This is a genomic window from Gracilibacillus orientalis (assembly GCF_900114645.1).
In the GTDB taxonomy this organism is placed as follows: domain Bacteria; phylum Bacillota; class Bacilli; order Bacillales; family Amphibacillaceae; genus Gracilibacillus; species Gracilibacillus orientalis.
This window is the reverse complement of sequence record NZ_FOTR01000002.1, coordinates 400,914-422,321: the sequence shown is the minus strand read 5'-3', so window position 1 is coordinate 422,321 and position 21,408 is coordinate 400,914. Positions and strand designations below refer to the sequence as shown.

Annotated in this window: 16 protein-coding genes; 15 read left to right on the top strand and 1 reads right to left on the bottom strand. The window is 35.6% G+C overall.

Annotated elements, in window-relative coordinates; genetic code table 11:
- The first annotated feature begins 4 nt into the window (after positions 1 to 4).
- The 5 genes from nhaC to BM121_RS05440 all read left to right on the top strand — a co-directional run bounded on the left by nhaC (position 5) and on the right by BM121_RS05440 (position 5,683).
- The gene (gene nhaC / locus BM121_RS05455; protein WP_091482184.1) at positions 5 to 1,450 is read left to right on the top strand and encodes a Na+/H+ antiporter NhaC; all 1,446 of its coding nucleotides are present in this window, start codon (positions 5 to 7) and stop codon (positions 1,448 to 1,450) included.
- Positions 1,451 to 1,802: 352 nt separating this feature from the next.
- Complete coding sequence (locus BM121_RS22585) at positions 1,803 to 2,309, top strand: Gfo/Idh/MocA family protein (protein ID WP_342714397.1); 507 nt, start codon at positions 1,803 to 1,805, stop codon at positions 2,307 to 2,309.
- Positions 2,306 to 2,800, top strand: a complete 495-nt coding sequence (locus BM121_RS22580) for a Gfo/Idh/MocA family protein (protein WP_342714396.1) — start codon at positions 2,306 to 2,308, stop codon at positions 2,798 to 2,800. Before BM121_RS22585 ends, BM121_RS22580 begins: the two co-directional genes overlap by 4 nt.
- Positions 2,801 to 3,228: 428 nt before the next feature.
- Positions 3,229 to 3,555: a nucleoside triphosphate pyrophosphohydrolase gene (locus BM121_RS05445; protein WP_091482182.1), complete on the top strand. Its 327-nt coding sequence runs from the start codon at positions 3,229 to 3,231 to the stop codon at positions 3,553 to 3,555.
- A gap of 613 nt (positions 3,556 to 4,168) precedes the next feature.
- Positions 4,169 to 5,683, top strand: a complete 1,515-nt coding sequence (locus BM121_RS05440; protein WP_245780740.1) for an SGNH/GDSL hydrolase family protein — start codon at positions 4,169 to 4,171, stop codon at positions 5,681 to 5,683.
- 408 nt (positions 5,684 to 6,091) lie between these two features.
- Here BM121_RS05440 and pip read toward each other — a convergent pair whose 3' ends face one another.
- Positions 6,092 to 7,102 (bottom strand): prolyl aminopeptidase, encoded by a 1,011-nt coding sequence (pip, locus tag BM121_RS05435; RefSeq protein ID WP_091482180.1) that lies wholly within the window; start codon positions 7,100 to 7,102, stop codon positions 6,092 to 6,094.
- A gap of 478 nt (positions 7,103 to 7,580) precedes the next feature.
- Here pip and BM121_RS05430 point away from each other — a divergent pair, with 478 nt between their 5' ends.
- The 10 genes from BM121_RS05430 to BM121_RS05385 all read left to right on the top strand — a co-directional run bounded on the left by BM121_RS05430 (position 7,581) and on the right by BM121_RS05385 (position 21,393).
- Entirely contained in the window at positions 7,581 to 9,350 is a 1,770-nt protein-coding gene (locus BM121_RS05430) for a cache domain-containing sensor histidine kinase (protein WP_091482177.1), read from the top strand.
- Entirely contained in the window at positions 9,328 to 10,815 is a 1,488-nt protein-coding gene (locus BM121_RS05425) for a response regulator (RefSeq protein WP_091482175.1), read from the top strand. Before BM121_RS05430 ends, BM121_RS05425 begins: the two co-directional genes overlap by 23 nt.
- Before the next feature lie 137 nt (positions 10,816 to 10,952).
- Complete coding sequence (locus BM121_RS05420) at positions 10,953 to 12,248, top strand: ABC transporter substrate-binding protein (protein ID WP_091482173.1); 1,296 nt, start codon at positions 10,953 to 10,955, stop codon at positions 12,246 to 12,248.
- 112 nt (positions 12,249 to 12,360) lie between these two features.
- Positions 12,361 to 13,248: a carbohydrate ABC transporter permease gene (locus BM121_RS05415; protein ID WP_091482170.1), complete on the top strand. Its 888-nt coding sequence runs from the start codon at positions 12,361 to 12,363 to the stop codon at positions 13,246 to 13,248.
- Positions 13,249 to 13,262: 14 nt separating this feature from the next.
- Positions 13,263 to 14,132 (top strand): carbohydrate ABC transporter permease, encoded by an 870-nt coding sequence (locus BM121_RS05410; RefSeq protein WP_091482168.1) that lies wholly within the window; start codon positions 13,263 to 13,265, stop codon positions 14,130 to 14,132.
- Positions 14,133 to 14,211: 79 nt separating this feature from the next.
- Complete coding sequence (locus tag BM121_RS05405; protein WP_091482167.1) at positions 14,212 to 16,887, top strand: alpha-L-rhamnosidase; 2,676 nt, start codon at positions 14,212 to 14,214, stop codon at positions 16,885 to 16,887.
- Positions 16,884 to 18,458: an alpha-L-rhamnosidase-related protein gene (locus BM121_RS05400; protein ID WP_091482165.1), complete on the top strand. Its 1,575-nt coding sequence runs from the start codon at positions 16,884 to 16,886 to the stop codon at positions 18,456 to 18,458. The genes BM121_RS05405 and BM121_RS05400 overlap by 4 nt, the downstream gene beginning before the upstream one ends.
- A gap of 284 nt (positions 18,459 to 18,742) precedes the next feature.
- Positions 18,743 to 19,285, top strand: a complete 543-nt coding sequence (locus tag BM121_RS05395; protein ID WP_091482163.1) for a TetR/AcrR family transcriptional regulator — start codon at positions 18,743 to 18,745, stop codon at positions 19,283 to 19,285.
- A gap of 273 nt (positions 19,286 to 19,558) precedes the next feature.
- Positions 19,559 to 20,455 (top strand): beta-keto acid cleavage family enzyme, encoded by an 897-nt coding sequence (locus tag BM121_RS05390; RefSeq protein ID WP_091482162.1) that lies wholly within the window; start codon positions 19,559 to 19,561, stop codon positions 20,453 to 20,455.
- On the top strand, positions 20,452 to 21,393 hold the full coding sequence (locus BM121_RS05385; RefSeq protein ID WP_091482161.1) for a 3-hydroxyacyl-CoA dehydrogenase NAD-binding domain-containing protein: 942 nt from the start codon (positions 20,452 to 20,454) through the stop codon (positions 21,391 to 21,393). Before BM121_RS05390 ends, BM121_RS05385 begins: the two co-directional genes overlap by 4 nt.
- The last annotated feature ends 15 nt before the right edge of the window (positions 21,394 to 21,408 follow it).

Below are 21,408 nucleotides of genomic sequence, written 5' to 3'. Positions count from 1 at the left end.
ATTTATGAGTGCAAAAAACATTAAAAGTCCTTCTATTGGTACCGCATTAATTCCAATAGTTATTTCATTAGCCATTTTTATTGTAGGTATTGGTATATTAGAATATCCAGCTGAACTGATGCTATTATTTGGTGGGATTGTGTTTACGATTTTTGCCGTGTTGCATGGTCATAATTGGGAAAGGATCATTGAAACAATGGGGTCTAAAATCAAAAAGGCACTTCCAGCCATTTTAATTTTATTTTCTATTGGCTTATTAATTGGAACATGGATGATTGCAGGTACCATTCCTCTTTTTGTTTATTATGGACTAGAGATGATTAATCCGAATTATCTATATTTAATTGCTTTCTTAGTAACGGCTATCGTATCAACCTGTGTTGGTACTTCATGGGGAGCAGCGGGAACTATTGGTGTAGCAATTATGAGTATCGCCCAAACAATGGATTTATCGTTGGCGATAACAGCTGGTGCCGTTGTATCAGGTGCTTATTTTGGTGATAAATTATCTCCTCTATCGGATACGACCAATATGAGTTCCATTGCGGCAGGATCGAATTTGTATGAACACATTAGACATATGCTCTATTCGGCGATTCCATCTTCTATACTTGCAATCATCGTTTTCACGGTTGTAGGTTTTGGTATTGAAACGGACTCAACACAATTGGCGAGTATTCAGGAAATGACCGCAGGACTTGACCAACTATTTAACCTGAACGTAGTACTTTTATTACCTGCAGTTGTTGTCATTGGTGGCTCATTGATGAAAAAACCACCACTAATTGTGTTATTCACTTCATCTGTTATTGCAATGATTATTGGATTAGTATTCCAGGGTTCTTCTTTTGCTAATATATTTGCATCTGCTGTTTCTGGGTTTAATGTGGAAATGCTGGGAACGGAAGCAAACGTCATTAGTGAAGATTTACAGTCATTGTTAAATCGTGGCGGTCTTTATTCTATGTACAACGCAACATTCTTTGTTTTTGTAGCTTTTTTCTTTGCATCAGCATTAGAAGTATCCCAGGCATTAAACACTATTTTGGAAAGTATTATGGCGCATATGAAAACAATCGGAAGTATCACATTATCTGCACTAGTTACTGGTTTTGCTGTGATCAACTGTACGTCCAATGCCCTTGTTTCGTATTTCCTTATTCAAGATATTTATGGAAAGGTATACAAGAAAAAGAATTTGCACCCTGTAAACTTATCTCGAAACATGGAGGATTCAATTACTATTACGGAGGCATTGATGCCTTGGACTGTTTCAGGGGTTTTTATGGCAACTACTTTAGGGGTCGATAACTTCGAATTCTTACCATGGGCAATTTTCAACCTTGGTGGATTTGTATTCTCAGCATTATATGGATTCCTTGCTCCAATTACTGGTGGGTTTGGAATTCGTAAATTGGATGATGATCATGTAGATGATACGGAGACTTAATATAGATAAAGCTTGTTATAGGTGTAATGGTGGAGGAACAAACCTTGGAAATAATTATAGCGATTTACTAGTCTGCTCATGAAAGGAAGTCCATTATTGGTAATTTTGATGAGAATAAAATCAGTTTGAGTGGGCAGAAAAAGAACATTAATATCTAAATTTTGGAATAAGGTCCTGTTACTACTTCTAAGATGGATTTTGGGGTAGTGACAGGACTTTTTTAATGATTAGATTAAGATTTTCATAATGTGATAGGTTAACTTTCAACATCAGCTGCAACTAATGCTAAACTAGAGATAATAAAATCAATAAAAGACTAAAATTCTTGTGAAAATAGAGGAGGAAAATTCCCATGAACTTCAAAAAAGTCCGCTGGGGCATTATTGGCTGTGGTGATGTAACAGAAGTTAAAAGTGGTCCTGCTTTTCAAAAGGTAGAAAACGCAGAGTTAGTTGCGGTTATGCGAAGAACTGGTGCATTGGCGAAAGACTATGCGGAAAGACACGGAGTTCCAAAATGGTATGATAATGCAGATGCACTTATCAATGATCCGGATGTCGATGCAGTATATATTGCTACACCTCCTGGATTACATATGGAATATACATTGAAAGTAGCGAAGGCAGGCAAACCTGTTTATGTGGAAAAGCCTATGGCACTCAATTGGGCAGAATGCACCGAAATGATTAAAGCTTGTCATCAAGCTTATGTGCCTTTATTTATTGCGTACTACCGCAGAGCACAGTCTAAATTTGTTAAAATCAAAAAGTTATTGGAAAATAACGAAATTGGCGATATTCGTTTTGTATCCACCACACAGTATCAACAAGTAGCGGATGAGGTCACAAAAGTTCAGTGAATCTTCCTTGGCGTCTTCAGCCCGAAATATCAGGAGGAGGGCTGTTTTTTGACTTAGCCAGTCATACCCTGGATATATTAGATTTTTTACTAGGGCCAATTAAGGAAGTGCATGGTTTTGCTTCCAATCAGGCAGGTAATTATCATGTGGAAGATATTGTGACGGGTAGCTATCGATTTGAATCAGGTATTCATGGTGTTGGAAGTTGGTGTTTTTCGGCATATGATGAGGTTGATGTAAATGAAATCATCGGAAGTAAAGGGAAGATTACATTCTCAACTTTTGGTAATGCCCCGGTTGTTTTGACAAAGGCAAGTGGAGAAGAGCAATGGAGTTTTGAACCACCTCAACATGCACATCAGCCTCTTATTGAGACAATCATGGCAGAATTAACAGACGAAAGCGCCGTAAGTCCAAGTACGGGACTGAATGGTGCGCGAACTAATTGGGTGATGGGAGAAATGACTAGATCATTCAAACAGAAACTTTAAAAAGGAAAAACAGCTGCAATAAAACTATCAAATGTTTTGTTTGACATGTGATGTAATTCAGGTGGATAACGTTCTTTTAGGGTTAGGTCGGTTAATCTCCTTATAGAAAGGGTGTGATGCCCATGAGTATGTATGAGAGTTTTATGATACTGTTTTATTCGGGTACCTTCTTGGTTGCAGTGCTCGCATTGATAGTTTCTTTAACCAATAGTACCTATTTGCCCAACAAGTAACTAGGAGAGGTCTGTCAAAACAACGATAGCCAATTCCTCTGGAGGAACCGCTGATCTATAACCCGCAGTAGTAGCTGTGGGTTATTAGTATATGCATTTCTCGTTTTTAGCATAATCTCCGAGAATTTGTGAATTGTAATCTGGAGCGTTTCATAAGAAGTGATTCCAATACTTAATTAAATAAAGGATGATACCATGCCAACTTATAATAAGTTAGTACGTGATAAAATACCAGAAATTCTAGAGAAGAAAAACTTAGCATATCGATTGAAACATTTAGACAAAAGTCAATTCAATACAGCGTTACATGAAAAATTTCAAGAAGAATGGAGGGAATATCAACAGACAGCGAATAATGAGGAAGCTGTTGAGGAGTTAGCAGATTTATTGGAAGTGATCTTCGCTATGGCAGAAATACACGGAACAACGAAAGAGGAATTATTAGCTGTAAGACAAAGGAAGTTTTTAGATAGAGGGGGATTTGATCAAAAATATTATTTGATTGAAGTAGAAGATAAGTAAATTAATAAGAAAGAGGGATCTAACTATTGGCATGTGAAGGAAGTCTTTAAGGGGGATGGTGATGTAACAGAAGTTAAAAGTGGTCCTGCTTTTCAAAAGGTAGAAAACTCACATTCACTAAGTTTGTGGCTTAAGGGCTGAAAAATCTGAAAATCCCCAATAATAAATCGATGGGAAAGGAACCTGACCACAAAGATCTCTCAGATAAATTTTTAAAAAAATATGACATTACCAGTCAATGAAATAACTTAATGTTCGCATTATAATGAATAGTAATGTAACCGCTAACATTTATTTGTATTTTCGGAATTCCATTTCATAAAAGACATGAACAACTTATAGGGCGTAGGGATGTATCCATTATATTCACATCAATGGCCCGGATGAAGATTACAGATCTTGATCAGACGATTAAGTAAGAAAACCAATGTTATTGGAATAAGACACTGCATGAATACGAGAAGGGTTGGAAGAATGACAGATTCTTAGAGGAGGTGAATTTATCCATATTCGATTGCTGCCTATTCAGCTTGTTAGCAGTGGAATCGATGAAACGTATAAAACAGGGGCATATCAGTTTGAATCTATCAATTGACGAAGGGAGAAATGTTTTGTGAAAAAGTTAGGAATTTTGTTTATGTTTGGTTGTATACTTACAGCGACGTGTATGACAAACGCTATTCGTGTAGAAGGAGCTACAGAAACTAAAAGTTACAAGGAGGGTCAAGGTTACCATGCTGACCAGCTCAACAAGGAATCCAAAATGTGGAAGTTCGACTTTGGTTCCTCTGAAGATGTGGCAAATGGTTATTCAAGCGTACCCTCCGATTTAGCATACACAAAGGAAAAAGGGTACGGTTTTTTGGGATTGGGTCCTGATGGTTATAAAGAAGATAATAGAAGTGATGGTTTTGTCATGCAGGAAGGGCAGGAAATTAAACTACAAAATGTTTCCAAGCCTAAGCCCAAAAATGCGAAACATGATGCTGTAGCTGTAACGGATCCAGGTATGCCAATCCGTTTTGCATTAAATGTTACTCCAAATACTTATTACAAAGTAAAAGTTACTTTAACAGGTGCAGATCAAAGCAAAGATGCAATCGTCAATTTATTTTCTGAAAAAAGACATTTTCATTTAACAGAAAAGGCCATTCCTGCTGGCACTAGTATGACTTATGAATTTAATGTCAATATACAAGACGTTTACTCCAAAGTAACAGGGACATACGAAGATACTATGCTAAATATCGCAGTAAGTGGTGAAAATGCAGCAATTTCTTCTGCCAAGATTCAACAGAAGAAACAAGGTAAAACGCTTTGGGTACTTGGTGACTCAACAGTTAATGATCAATTAGCGCCACTTCCTTATTTTAGGCTTCAAAACTATTCCGGCGTTGGGCAAGCGCTATCCAAATATATAGGCCAAGAAGTAGCGGTATCTAATCATGCTGAGAGCGGACTGAATGCCTACAGCAGTATACCTCATTTTGATCAGTTTAAAGAACGGATTAAGCCTGGTGATACTGTATTCTTTGAGTTTGGACATAATCATAAAACGGACGGTCCAGAAGGTTACTATGAGGGTATTTCCAATTATTATGATTATGTTCATCAAAAGGGAGCTAATTTCATTATTGTAGGCCCAATAGATCGGCATAGGGCTTATCAATACGATGCAGCAACAAACACATGGTCTTCCACTTTAGAAGGTTTTCCTGAGATAGGAAAACAATATGTTGAAGAAAAAGTTACGGCAGGTGCCACAGATATTGCCTTTGTAGATCTTAATGCACCTTCACTTGCATGGTATTCAGAGCTTTGTGAAATTTTGGGTAGAGATGCTACGAGTACAGATTACTATTTTAGGGGAGTACGAGGTGGAAAAGTAGATGGAACTCATCCAAATGATGCTGGTGTTGATCATTTTGCTAAAATGTTCATTGATGGTGCGAAAGCTGTAGTTAATGATGATCCAGCAACACCACAAGCAAAAGTATTAGCTGATTTACTGGAAGGAACAAGAGATGAAACTCCATATATCGTTCCTACTTCTATTACAGATTTAGGACCTGCACCGAATAGTGCTTACCCTGAGCCTTATGAAACTTCGGAAGCCAGGATCCGGTAAATTATACGAATTGTACTCCAAGTGCAGATGGAGTAACACTAAATATTGAGGATGGGCAAATTGGCTTTAATGCCAACGCCGCACAACAAAATGATTTATGGAAAGCATATATAATGGGATTTGAAGATAAACCGGTCTACTTATTGACAATTTCAAAAAATTTAAAAGCCTAATTTCTCCGTACCTTTAGTGAGAAATTAGGTTTTTGATGTTCCATAAATGCGCCATATTGTTGTAATATTTCATGGTATTTTACTTAAGAATATGTACTTAACAAATCCAAAACACATAAATATCTAGAAACCAAAAGAACTAGAAGCCGAAATTCCCCCTTTTTTAATATGTGTAATGCAACTGTGGATGGGAGCTTTTATCATAAAAAAGATCAAATAAAAGTCAGGATCAAGATTATTGTGTTACAAAATATTCAGTTGCACCAATCAATACTCGATGCATATATTCAGAACCGCCGTGACCTGAGTTATCAATTAAATACAGATCAGATAATGGATGTTGTTTATGCATCGCCCAGGTAATACTTAACTGTGAACTTATATCCAATCGACCTTTCACCATAATTAGAGGGATGTCTTTAATGTTTTGAATATTACCTACGATATAATTATTATCTAAAAATGCATAATTCCCAAAATAATGTGTTACAAGCCTTGCAAAACAAAGTCTGAAACGATCATCAAAATATCTTTCACTTGGACTTACATGATTTCCTAAACTTACAATACGGTCTTCCCATGTACACCAAGCCCACGAAGCAGGCATACATATTGCAGGGTCAGAAGATATTAGAAGTTCATTGTATGCCAGCGGAATATTTCGATCTCCCATTATGTCTTTTATGGGATATAACAAATCATCAAATTCTTTTGGAAAGATGTGCCTCATTTCCCATGTTAGCCAGTCAATCTCTTGTTTTTGTGTGGTACCAACACCCCAGAGTATTAATTCTGTAACACGGTTTGGATAAGTTACTGCATACGCCAAAGAAAGAGTTGTGCCCCACGAACCAGCAAACAACATCCATTTATCGACTTTCATCTTTGTTCTAATTTTTTCCATATCTGAAATAAGATGTTCTGTGGTATTAGCAATCAGAGCAGACCCTGTATCCCCAGCATTTGGGTAACTTCTGCCACATCCTCTTTGATCAAATAAAATAATATGATACAAATTCGGATTAAAAAATTGTCTCCAATAGGGAGTTGCTCCGGATCCTGGTCCACCATGCACAACCAAAACAGGCTTTCCGTTCGGATTTCCACAAGTCTCCCAATAAATGTGATGTCCATCTCCGACATCTAACATTCCAGAATCATAGGGCAGTACATCACTATATGACATTTTCTCTAATGTAATTGGATATAATTCACTAAAATTATGTACAGGATATAGCTTTGTCATGATTCGCGCCTCCTAATCATCAACAATATAGCATCTCTTTGTTCCACGATAGGGCCCGTTTACAGAAGAATGCTCTTATTGAGAATCACTCAAATTTATACAACAAGTATAACATTGCTGATTCCAAAAACTAAGGTTTTTAACTTTGATCATCCGGAAGGTATAAAGTGGTAGATAGTCTGTCATTCCGTGGAGAAAACTATGTCAAGGATGGTACATTTCATTGGCAATAATCTAGAGTTCCACAAATTGTGCCCTAACAATCATGAGCATAACCTCCTTATCCTCAAAATCTCCATAAAAGAGAAAAAGAAACACAACCACAGTAAAGGATATTGCTTTAGCTGTACAAATAAAACTTTATACCTATCAGTCCACCAAAAGGAATTGACAACAAACGAAATAAATACCATACTTCCAATATATCCACTGCAACTAACCCATTATAAAATCTTCCAGCTATAGGAGCTTAATTGACATGAAAAAATTAAAACGTATGCTAATAGAAAAATTACAGATTCGGAAATTAAGAGAGCGTTTTCTTTTGGTGTTAATTATATTATCTATACCACCTATTTTTTTAGTAGGCATTATTGCATATAATATCTCAGCTAATTCGATTAAGGAAAACTATACGAATTATTATCATGAACAGTTAAAAACATTTAATGATCGGATCGATTATGTTTTTAACAGTATTATTAAGATGAATCGCTATATTCTTTCAAATTCAGAGCTGCAAAACCAATTAACAAGCATCGGATTAGACGAAAATGAGCAAGTTGCAGCATTTCAACTTCAAACCATTATTTCAAATTACATAGTAGAGCGAGAATATATAGATTCCGTATGTTTGGTTGATAATCAATACCGTGCAATTTGTAATGGTAAATCAGATAATCTAGGTGTATACGAAGGAGATGATAAAGCTTTAGTAGTACAACAATCTGAGTGGTTTGAAAGAGCTGTTTCTGCGAGAGGAAGAGAAGTTTTTTTTACCTATAATGTATTAAATCCTAATGATGATCATTCTATATCTACCGTTAAATGGTTGTTAGATCCTAGAGATATGGAATTTGAAGAGATGGGTTTCTTAATAATTAATATTAATAAATCCTTGTTTCAACAAAATAAAGCTGTGGAAAATGAACAGGATTTCATGGTAACAAATGAGATAGATGATGAAAAGGATATTGTCTATTCTAGTGATGATAAGATGGAGCAAATTTTTAGAGAAAACGATGATATGAGTGATGTTACTAAAGTGATAGAAGAAGATGGGTTTATACAGAGTCAATTTCAAAATAAGACCACAGGATGGAATTTTGTGCATATTATCCCTGAAGATGCATTACTAAAAGAATTACATTCTATTCGCAATATCACATTGGTAATCGCTTCTATTATATCTGTTATTGCCATTATGTTATCGATTATGTTATCGAAAACGATTACAAATCCACTTGAGAAATTAAAAGTGATGATGATCAGGTGGTCAAAAGGTGAGTTTGGTTTCACAGAAAAATTTAAAAATGATGAGGTAGGCCAAATTGGTGAAACTTTTAAAAAAATGGCGATTGATAATAAAGAACTGATGGAAAATGTGAAACAACATGAAGTAAAAGAACGTGAAGCTGAACTTAGAGTATTACAGGCACATATTAATCCGCATTTTTTATATAATACATTAGATTCTATCTATTGGATGGCGGTCATGAATCAGCAAAGTGAAATAGAAAAAATGTCTGTTGCATTATCCGAGAGTTTTAAAATTACGTTGAGTAAAGGAAAAACAGAAATTCCAATACTAGAAGAAATAAAACATATTGATCATTATATGACGATTCAAAACATTCGCTATAACAATCGATTTGAATATATCACAGAAATTGATCCTAATATAAACGAAATACTCATATTAAAATTGATGTTACAACCAATAGTAGAAAACTCTATTTATCACGGATTAGAAAAGAAAATAGGGCCTGGTAAGATTATAATTAAAGGCAGACAGTATAATGAAATGATCGAATTTGTGATAGCTGATAATGGTGTGGGTATGAAAGATAAAAAAGCCACTAATCAGGGATATGGTTTAAATAATATAAAAGAAAGATTGGAATTATATTATGGTAGATCTAGCTCTTTCAAAATGAAAAGCATGATAGGTAAAGGAACGGTAGTTAAGATTAGCTACAATCCTAATGCTAAAGGAGTTTATATAAATGAAAGCGATTATAATAGATGATGAATTTATTGTACTAGAAGGTATGAAAAAAATGATTGATTGGTCTAGTTATGGGATCGAGATAGTTGGAACAGCAGATAATGGGGAAGATGGGATAAGATTATTTAATGAACATAAACCGAATATTGTCTTTACCGATATTCGTATGCCAGGTAAAGATGGACTAACGTTAGTAAAAGAAATATTACAAAAATCGCCAGATACATTGTGTGTCGTGTTCAGCGGATTCAATGAGTTTGAATACGTTCGTAGTGCACTTAAATTGGGCGTAATAGATTACTTAGAGAAGCCGATAACTATTCCAACAATAAAGGAAACAATTGAAAAGATTTTGGAGCATGTGAAAAAACAACAAGAATTAGTGGCATTGAAAGAGAATGCAAATCAAACAGAACAAATAAAAATCGAAAAAATAACGATGGACCTATTGCTTCATAACCCTAACAGTTTTGAAAATTGGCAAACCGAAATGGCCGATGAGAGTGAGAAGAACATAGTTGGTTTTATGGTAATTATCCATGATGCTACATCACTTCCATTACAACAACGTTCAGAGCATTATTTTCCCATCGCTATAAGTACAGGATTAAATAATATTGTTGTTATTTACATGTATACATCTGATACATCCATCATTTTAAAAGATCTAGCGGGTGTCACGAACGAGAATCAGATTGTTGGTATAGGAAATATGCGAACGGACGCAGCTGAATTACGAAACAGCTATGAAGAAGCATTAAAAGCCTATAAACATGCAATATTTCGACAATTAAAAGGAATGATAGTATTCGAAGAAATAAATAGAAGTTCAAAAATATCAAAATTTATTTCAATAGAAGAGAAAGAGATTTTATATCATATTATTTTAGGTGATCAAGATTTAGTTTATGAATCACTAAATAATTATTTCCAAAAATTAGAACAAGAAACCTCTGATAGAAGTTTACAGGAGGAAAAACTATTAAAGTTATTTTATCTCTGTTTTGAAACAGTGGAGGAGTTTCAATACACTATAAACAATACGAATACATTTCTGTCGCAAACGGAATTACAAAATGTAAAGTCAAAAGATGAATTAAAAAAATGGATTTCTTCCAATATTAATTGGATTATTAGTTCATCTCAAGAATATCAACGTTCTAAACAGCATTATTTAGTGGAAAGAGCATGCAAATACATTCATCGTCATTATAACCAGAATATATCCTTGCAAGAAATTGCGGAAGAAGTCGGTTTAAACCCAAATTATTTTAGTGCATTGTTTAAAGAGGTCATGGGTATGACATATATAAAATATTTGACTCATTTGCGTATCGAAATGGCTAAGCTTATGTTAAGACATGGTGATACAGTAGCGGAAGTAAGCCAAAATATAGGATACGCAACATATAGGCATTTTTCAGATACTTTTAAAAAACATACAGATGTCTCCCCTGGAAAATATAAGGAAGGTATATCTAAATAGTGGATATATCTTCTTTTTTTGAAAAAGAACCTTAAGAAAACAGACATTTTACTGAAAAATAAAGCGATTACATTTAAAAATGTTTGCGCTTACAATTAAATTGTAATCAAAATTTATATAAAAAAGGGGTTTTGGCAATGAAATTAAAGGCTGTTCTTACGCTTACATTTGCACTTATGTTATTAATTATTGTTGGATGTAGTTCAAACGATGAAGCAAATGAGAATAATGAAAGTGAAAGAAGTTCTAGTGATCAAAGAGAAATCAACTTTATTTCAGAGGACACACCAGAAGTGCAAGAGGCAAAAATTTTATCAGATTTTGATGCAGAACAATCAGATACAGATTTGCAAATAGAAACGATTGAACAAAATAATATACTACAACAAATATCGCTTCTTGCTGCAAGTAATGATTTACCAGAATTATTTAAATATGAATCAAATCAACTGGGTGACTTGATTGATAATGGTTCTGTATTAAATATTGAGGAAGCATTTAACGATTTAGGAATCTATGAAGAGCTAAATCCGGCTGCTGTTGATTTACTAGAACAATTAAGTAGTGGTCGTGGTTTATATGCGTTACCAGTAGAATTGAATATTGAAGGATTTTGGTATAACAAAGAAATTTTTGATGAGAATGGATTAGAAGTTCCAGAAACATGGGCTGATTTATTAACAGCGAGTGATAAGTTATTGGAAGCGGGGGTTCAACCATTTGCAGTAGCAGGTAAGGAAAGATGGCCAATCACTAGGTTAATCAATGGTTATGTTATCCGATACTATGGAGCAAATGCGATGGAAGATGTAAGTAATGGCGATTTAAGTATTACGGATCAAGGATTTGTGGAAGCGGCAACAACTGTTCAAAATATGGGTCAGGATGGTTATTTCGGTCAAGGTGTGAATACAATAGATTCTGACACGGCATTAGATACATTTTTACAAGGTCAAGCAGCAATGTATTACAGTGGTAGTTGGGATGTAGCCAATTTCAATAATGAGGATAGAAATCAAATAGGCATAGATAATATTGGATTATTCAATACTCCATTAGTAGAAGGTGGAGAAGGTAAACTTTCAGATTGGTCCATGAATGCCGGTTTAACTTTAAGTCTATCAGCGGATAAATATGATGAACAAATGGCAGATTGGGTGAAAGAAGCATTTACTGGATATGGAGATAAAGCGATGAAAGAAATGGGGATGGTTTCAGGATTCACTGTCGAAAATATGCCAGAAGATGTTAGTCCATTAACAGAGCTAACATTAGATACGATCGATAGTGCTGAAAATGCCGCCCTATGGTTTGAAGGTAGGTTTAATGCAGACCAGAAACTAGTAGCAGAGCAAAATGCACAATTATTAGTGAATGGAGATATTTCTCCTGAAGAATACTTAGAATTACTAGACGAAGAACTTAAAAAATAATAGAAAAGCGCAGAGCGCTGATTGGGTAATTGCCTAGTTTATGGCGCCTGCGTGGATATACCAATCTTCCTTTCTAAGTAAAAGATCCAATCGGATATTTGAGGTGATAAAGATGCATAAGGTATTAGGTGATCGAAAAGCAATTTTTCTATTTATTGCTCCGGCGTTGTTGATATTTTTGGTATTGTTGCTTGTTCCCATCATTTGGTCAAGTGTATATACGTTTTTTGAAGGATCATTAATTAAAGGTTTTGATTTTGCTGGGCTTAGTAATTATTTTGCGATATTTAGTGATCCAGATTTTTATAATAGTCTATGGACTACCATTAAATTTACGTTAGTAGTGACAACAGGACAAGTATTTTTAGGTTTAATGCTTTCTTTATTGTTCGTTTTTTATATTAAAAAAGCTTCATTTTTAATTCGAACACTAGTATTTTTTCCGGTTGTTTTACCTACAGTAGCTATTGCGCAACTATTCTCTAAACTATTTGAGATTGCACCAAATTACGGTTTAATCAATAGTTTATTGGAAGTTCTTAATATGGAACAATATATTGAACCATGGTTGGGACAGACAAGTACAGCATTTTGGATTTTGTGTATTATGGAGATTTGGAAAGCAATGGGTTTTTATGCCGTTATTTTATATGCGGGTCTTATGGATGTGCCAGAAGATGTCTTAGAAGCTGCTAAAATCGATGGAGCGAAAGGCTGGAAATTAACACAGTTTATTGTTTTACCATTAATCAAGCCTATTCTTATCTCTTCTGTTATTTTTAGTTTGAGTGGGACGTTAAAAGTCTTTGAGCAAGTTGTCGCACTTACAAATGGAGGGCCAGGTAAGTCGACAACCACATTATCTGTTTATATGTATCAGCAAGCATTTACAAGTGGTAACTATGGATATGGTAGTACGATTGCATTAGTTTTACTATTCCTTACTTTAGTTATTACGCTAGTTGTATATAGAGTTTCATGGAAGGATGCAACTAAATAAGGAGGGGATTTTCTATGGGATTAGCAACAGCTAAACAGAAGAAACCGTTTAATTTTAAACATACGATCTTTAATTTGCTAGGAAAATTACTGATTTTTACCATAGTGGTGATCGCTGTCTATCCGGTATTTTGGTTGTTAATGTCTTCATTAAAAGCACCAGGAGAATTCAGTGCATCACCAATGTACGCACTACCAGAAGGATTCTACTTTCAAAATTATGTAGAAGCTTGGAACACTGGCAATATGGGAACATATTTTAAAAATAGTATTATTGCTACGTTTCCAGCATTGCTTTTTATTATATTAATTGGAGCAGCATCAGCATTTGCGATTGAAAAGATGCAATGGAAAATGAAAAAAGTGATCTTGTTACTTTTTATCTCAGGTATTATGGTTCCGATTCCAATTGTTTTACTTCCTATCTTTACGATGTACTTCCATACAGGTTTATTGAATAATTTATTTGGCTTAATCTTAGTATATATTGCTTTTGGTTTACCGTTAACCATCTTTTTATTTACGAGTTATTTTAAAGCTGTACCAAATGAATTGATAGAATCCGCAGTTATGGATGGAGCAAGTATTTATCGTATTTTCTTTTCAATAGGACTTCCTATGATATTAAACGCTGTCGTTACAGTCGCACTTGTTCAGTTCTTCTTTGTATGGAACGATTTAATATTCGCCATGACATTTGTAAGTGATTCTGATTTAAGAACAATCCAAACAGGTTTAATGAGTTTTGCAGGACAGTATGGTCAAAGAGCATGGGGGCCAACATTTGCTTCGATCTCCATGGCTGTATTACCAACATTGTTCCTATATCTATTCTTAAATCGAGCTGTAATGAAAGGTATGACAAGTGGAGCTGTCAAAGGATAAGAAAATAGCAGAATTGCTACAGTGTAATTATTAATGTAAAACGAAAATATAATCTTTAAATCGAAATAGGAGTGACATAATGATACAGGTACATTCTTTAAGATGCGAGTATTTAAATAATCCTTTGGGTTTAGATGTGGAAAAACCAAGAATTAATTGGAGATTATCATCGACACATAGAGCTGCAAAGCAAATGGCGTATCAAATTCAAGTAGCACTAAATGGACAATTTAGTAATCTATTATGGGACTCACATAAAGTTGTATCTGACCAAAGTGTGCATATTCAATTGAATCAAGTTAAGATAGAACCTTTTACAACGTATTTCTATCGGGTCAAAGTATGGGATAACTTTGAGAATGTATCTGATTGGTCAGAGGTCGCAACTTGGGAAACAGGAATGTTACATTCAAACAATTGGAGTGCGGACTGGATAACTGCTTCTAACGAGAGTGAATCAGAAGCTTGTGACTATATAAGAAAACCATTTCACTTATCAAAGAATGTCAAATCTGCAAGAGCTTATGCGAGCTCGTTAGGAATATACGAGCTTCATGTTAATGGTGATCGTGTGGGGGACAGTTACTTCACTCCTGGTTGGACTAGTTATCAAGAGCGAGTTCAATACCAAACATACGATATCACAGAGTTAGTAACAAAAGGTGAAAATGCAGTTGGAATGATTTTAGGTAACGGTTGGTATAAAGGGTATTTTGGTTTTGAAGGTAGAACGAATATTTATGGAGACCGAAAAGCAGGCATTGCTGAAATACATGTAACATACGAAAATAATGAGACAGAAATTATTGTAACTGATCATAGCTGGAAAGCATCGAAGGGACCAATCAAGATGTCTGAAATATACTTTGGTGAAGTATATGACGCACGTGCAGAATTAGCAGGTTGGTCGAAGAAGGGGTTTGATGATCAACAATGGAAAGAAACAGAGCGAGTGGATTACCCCAAGGAAAACATCACCTATCAGCAAAATGAAGCAGTCAGAAAAATAGAATATATAAAACCAGAAAAAATCATTCATACCCCAGAAGGTGACACTGTCTTGGATATGGGACAAAATATGGTTGGCTGGATGCATTTTCGTGTGAATGGTAATAAAGGTCAAGAAGTGTCATTAGAACATGCGGAAATATTAGATAAAGATGGCAATTTCTATGTAGGTAATTTAAGAAAAGCTACACAAAAAACTACTTACATACTAAAAGGTGATCCTTTAGGAGAATATTTTGAACCTCATTTCACTTTTCAAGGCTTTCGCTATGTAAAATTATCAGGCTTATTGAATGAGGTTGTACTAGAAGATTTTACAGGTGTAGTGTTACATTCAGACATGGAGTCGACAGGTGAATTCGAATGCTCCAATCCTTTAGTTAATCAATTACATCATAATATTAACTGGGGGTTAAAGGGTAATTTTCTAGATGTTCCAACCGACTGTCCACAACGCGATGAGAGGCTTGGGTGGACAGGTGATGCACAGATGTTCTTTAGAACAGCAGCATATTTAAAGAATGTTGCACCATTTTTCACAAAATGGCTAAAAGACTTAGAAGCAGATCAATTAGATAATGGTGGGGTACCTTATGTCATACCAAATATTATTCAAAAAACGAGTGGGAATTTAGGTGGTGTGACGCATTCTGTAGCAGCATGGGGAGATGCTTCTGTCATTATTCCATGGTCGATGTATGTCTGTTACGGTGATAAACGAATTTTGGAAGAGCAATATGAAAGTATGAAAAAATGGGTAGAATATCTTCGCAATCAAGGAACAAAGGAAGCATTATGGGATACTGGTTTTCAATTGGGAGATTGGTTAGGGTTAGATTCTGAACCTGACACATATACAGGAGCAACTGATAAAACATTAATTGCGACCGCGTACTTTGCTTATTCTACTGAGTTATTGATGAAAACTGCAGAAGTTCTAAATAATGAGGAAGATATGAGAGCATATCAGCTTTTACTTAAAAAAATAAAAAAAACGTATCAACAATTATTTTTAGATGCTACAGGGAAATTAACGGTCCAAACACAAACTGCTCATGTTTTAACATTAATGTTTGAACTTGCAGATGAACAAAAGAGCAAACAAATTGCTACTGATTTGGCTAAATTAATAGAAAAAGAGAATTATCACTTAACGACTGGGTTCATTGGAGCACCATATTTAAATATTGTTTTAAGTGAATATGGTTATCACGATATTGCTTGCAAATTATTACTACAGACAGATTATCCCTCATGGCTTTACCAAGTAACGAAAGGTGCAACGACTGTTTGGGAACATTGGGATAGTATTAAAGAGGATGGTTCGTTCTGGAGTGATGATATGAATTCGTTTAACCATTATGCTTATGGTTCAATTGGAGAATGGTTATATAAAGCTTTAGGAGGGATTGACTCCGCTATCAATCAACCTGGTTATAAACATATTATATTGGAGCCACGTCCAGGCGCTGAAATGGAATGGGTAACTGCTAGTGTGGATTCGATGTATGGTAAGATCACTTCTGCATGGAATGATAACCAAGCAACATTTGAATATCATCTGAGTATTCCAGTCAATACGTCTGCTACTGTCATTTTGCATGGAGTGTCACCTGCTCAAATTAGTGAACAACAGAAGCAACTTTCAGAGATAGAAGGTGTTGTTGGGTATACACATGAAAATGACCGTACATTTCTAGAAATAGGATCTGGCACTTATTCTTTTTCTGTAGGAGTGAAAGTATGAATATACAAAAAGCAGAAAATAGACTTGTGATAGAAAATGAATTTTTCAAACATAAGGCAAAAGCTTTAAAGCCCGAACTAAATAAAAAATTAAGTCACCCTATTTCCAGTATAGAAACAGTTCGGGATAATGCTTCTATTCATGGGTGGAAAAGTGTGTTTCATGAAAAAGCTGAAGAATTAAAGTCAAAAAGCTTTGAGAAAGGTGAGTCATTTATCCTTGATTTTGGTACTCATCATGTAGGTTATCTTTCTTTAGACATTGAACCGGTTGGCAGTCCACCTGATGCACCGCTACATATGCGTTTAACATTAGGAGAAATGCCGATTGAAGTTTCCGAGCCGTTTTCGGAATATGATGGCTGGATTAGCAGTTCATGGCTACAAGAAGAAACGTTTCATGTTGATATATTGCCTAGCAGGGTGGATTTGCCGAGAAGGTATAGTTTTCGGTATGTCAAGGTCGAAATTCTTGATACTTCTCCTAAATATAATGTTTCATTTAAAAATGTAATTTGTAATACAGTAACTTCGGCTGATTCTAGTAAGCTTGTTTCGTTAACTAGTACGGATGATAAAGAAATAGAGAAGATTGATGAGGTTAGTATTAAAACTTTACAAGATTGTATGCAGGATGTTTTTGAGGATGGGCCGAAACGAGATCGTCGTTTATGGTTAGGTGATCTGAGATTGCAAGCTTTAGCGAATTACGAAACATTTCAAAATAATGATTTGGTCAAACGTTGCTTATATTTGTTTGCTGCTTTACCAAATGAAAAAGGTCAAATTGCTGCTAATTTGTTTATAGAACCTAAACTTATTCCAGATGACACTTATTTATTTGATTACTCATTATTTTTTACAACTACTTTACATGATTATTATCAAGCTACGAAGGATAACGAAACATTAGAAGACCTTTGGCCAATGGCACATAAACAAATTGAGCTAGCCCTTGCCAGGTTAGATGAAAAGGGGATCGTTAAAGATGATGAATCTTGGTGGTCGTTTATTGATTGGAATGATGATTTAAATAAACAAGCACCATCTCAAGCTGTATTAATATATGCGATGAAAAAAGCTCAGCATCTTGCAAGAATTTTAGAAGATAAAGACAAGGTCCATAATTTAGAACTAAAAATTCAAGCAGTCACACACGCAACGACCCAACATTTATGGGATGAAGAGCTAGAGTTTTTTGTCAGTGGAGCAAATCGTCAAGTTTCATGGGCAAGCCAAGTATGGATGGTCATTGCAGGAGTCTTTGATTCAGAAAAGAACCGCGAAATCATGGATAAACTATTTGAGAAAAAACCTAATATTGTGATGAATACTCCATATATGTACCACCATTTAGTAGAAGCTTTACTACAAGTAGGAAACAAACAAAAAGCAGTATCTGTTATCAAACAATATTGGGGAGGTATGATTAAAGATGGTGCAGATACATTCTGGGAACTGTATAATCTTAGTGACAAAAATTATTCGCCATATGGAAGCCATCTAATCAATAGTTATTGCCATGCATGGAGTTGTACACCAACCTACCTTATAAGAAAATATCGATTATAGAGATTTATCTTTGTATATCGCGATGATGCCGATCCCTCTGGGGAACCGCTTATCCATAACCCGTAGTAGTCGCTGCGGGTTATTTAGGTATATTTCTTTTGTTAAAATTAACTATGTACGCTCTTTGTCCCAGAGAGAATAGAAAAGGGGGAGCAAAGCCTGTTTCATTGCTACTATCAAACCAAAAATCAACCTTTCAAAAAAATCCTTTCAAAAAATGATTGAAAAGTATACCGTCCGGATAGTATAGTAAATATCATAAAATAAAAAAGAGGAGATCTCGAATGGGCAGAAATTCTAGAAAAGTAGAAATCCTTCATGCTGCATCGAAAGTCGTTGGTGAACAAGGTATATTTAACTTAACGCTCGAAGCTACAGCGAAGGAAGCAGGTATTAGTAAAGGTGGTTTGCTTTACCATTACCCATCTAAAGAAGCACTCGTACAAGGAATGGTAGAACACTTAGCGAGCGACTATAGAAAGAAAATAGCTAATAATGCAGAGGAAGATCCTGTAGACAAAGGGAAATGGGTTCGTGCCTATGTTGATGTAACTTTTAATCAAGCTTATCAAAATAAGGATATGCATTATGGATTACTGGCGGCAAAAGCAGTTAGTTCCAATTCATTGGACCCTATTCGTGAACTATATACGGAGTGGCAGAATGAAATAGAACATGACGGAATAGATCCAATTAAAGCGACCATCATTCGTTTGGCTACTGATGGGATTTGGTTATCCGAATTATTCGACATATATCATATTGAATCCGGAAAGAAAGAAGCTGTCTATAAAAAGCTCAAAGATTGGGCAAATGAAGAAGATTAAGTAAAAACACCAGTTTATCAAGCTGGTGTTTTATTTTTTTGCACTTTTTTGTCGAAAATGCTGAAAACACTGATATGACAGTCATGATCACTCCCTTTTTATCTCCGAAATCCTGTATGAAATCCCTTTCTAGAGTCATTCTGGGTTGAAAATAAACCGTCCAGATGGTATAGTTTCTAACTGTGATAAAAAAACCGTCCGGATGGTATATAAATTATAAAAAAGTTGATGAAATATAAAAAGTAATCTAAACAAAGAAAGTGAGGCTGTCCCATGAAGAACAAAGTATTACTAACAGCTGCAGTAACAGGTGCAGGAGATACAACAGCAAAGAGCTCTCATGTTCCGGTAACCCCTAAAGAAATTGCGGAAGCAGCGATCGAATCAGCAAAAGCTGGTGCAACTGTTGCCCATGTACATGCTCGTGATCCTAAAACTAGTGGAATTAGCCACAATGTCGATCATTACCGTGAAATTGTTGATCGCATTCGTGAATCAGAAACAGACGTTATTATCAATATTACTTCTGGAGGTGGCGGTGACTTCATCCCTAGTTTAGACACGCCAGCAGCTGGTGGAAATGGAACGGATATTCAAACACCGTCAGAAAGACATCAGCCAGTAGGCGAATTACTTCCAGAAATGTGTACATTAGATTGTGGTTCGGTAAACTTCGGAGATATGATTTACATGAGCCCAACTGATTGGCTAAGAGAACAAGCAAAACTGATTCAACAAAGTGGAGTGAAACCTGAATTAGAATGTTTCGATACCGGACATCTTCGTTTTGCGAAACAACTAGTGAATGAAGGATTAATTGATGGCGACCCAATGTTCCAATTTTGCATGGGAATTCCATGGGGGATGGACGCAGATGCAGAGACAATGCTTTATATGAGAGATCGCCTTCCTGAAAATGCCAATTGGTCGGCATTTGGTATTGGACGTATGCAATTACCAATTCTTGCACAGGCTGCACAGTTAGGTGGCAATGTGCGTGTTGGTTTGGAAGATAACATTTATCTATCCAAAGGTGTACTTGCTCGTAATGATCAACTCGTTGATAAAGCAGTAACCATGCTAAATAGCAATGATACAGAGGTAATGACACCACAAGAAGCAAGACAACAATTTGGATTACTAAATCCTTATGGAGGAGAGAAAGCATGAGTAAAAATACAGTCGCTGTGATTGGCACAGGTGTAATAGGGAATGGTTGGATAGGAAGGTTTTTAGCTCAAGGGTTGGATGTTATTGCATTTGATCCTGCAGAAGGAGCAGAAGAACGAACACGTAATGTCGTAGGGCAAGTGTGGCCCGCTTTAGAAAAGCTTGGCATGGCAGAAGGGGCGTCTCAAGATCGTTTAACATTCGTCTCAACGATAGAAGAAGCTGTTCAGTCTGCTGGATTTATCCAAGAAAATGTTCCAGAACGTGAAGATATTAAGAAAGATGTTTTAACTAGTATTGATCAATACGCGAAGCCAGAGGCAATTATTGGATCAAGTACATCTGGCATTATGGCAACAACATTACAAGAAGGCTTACAACACCCTGGACGTGTGATTGTTGCTCACCCATTTAACCCAGTTTATATTTTGCCGCTTGTTGAGCTTGTTGGCGGGGAAGCAACAGATGCTACAGAGATGGAAAAAGCAAAAGCATTCTATCAATCTATTCAAATGAAACCATTAGTGATTAAGAAAGAAATTGAAGGTCATGTAGCTGATCGTTTAATGGAAGCATTATGGCGTGAAGCACTACACCTTGTTAATGATGATATTGTTACGACTGAAGAAGTTGATGCAGCAATTATTTATGGTGCAGGGCTTCGTTGGGCACAAATGGGACCATTCCTAACGTTCCATTTAGCAGGTGGAGATCAAGGAATGCGCCATATGCTAGAACAATTTGGACCAGCACTTAAAAAGCCATGGACCAAATTAGAAGCACCTGAACTAACAGAGGATTTAAAAGAAAAAGTCATTGATGGCTGTGAAAGCCATGCAGGTGATGTTCCGATTGCTGAATTAGAAGATAAACGAAATGAATTTTTAGTAAAACTATTAGATTTAGTAGAAGATTATTGGCCTCATTCAAAAATTTAATCACTATCTGGAGGT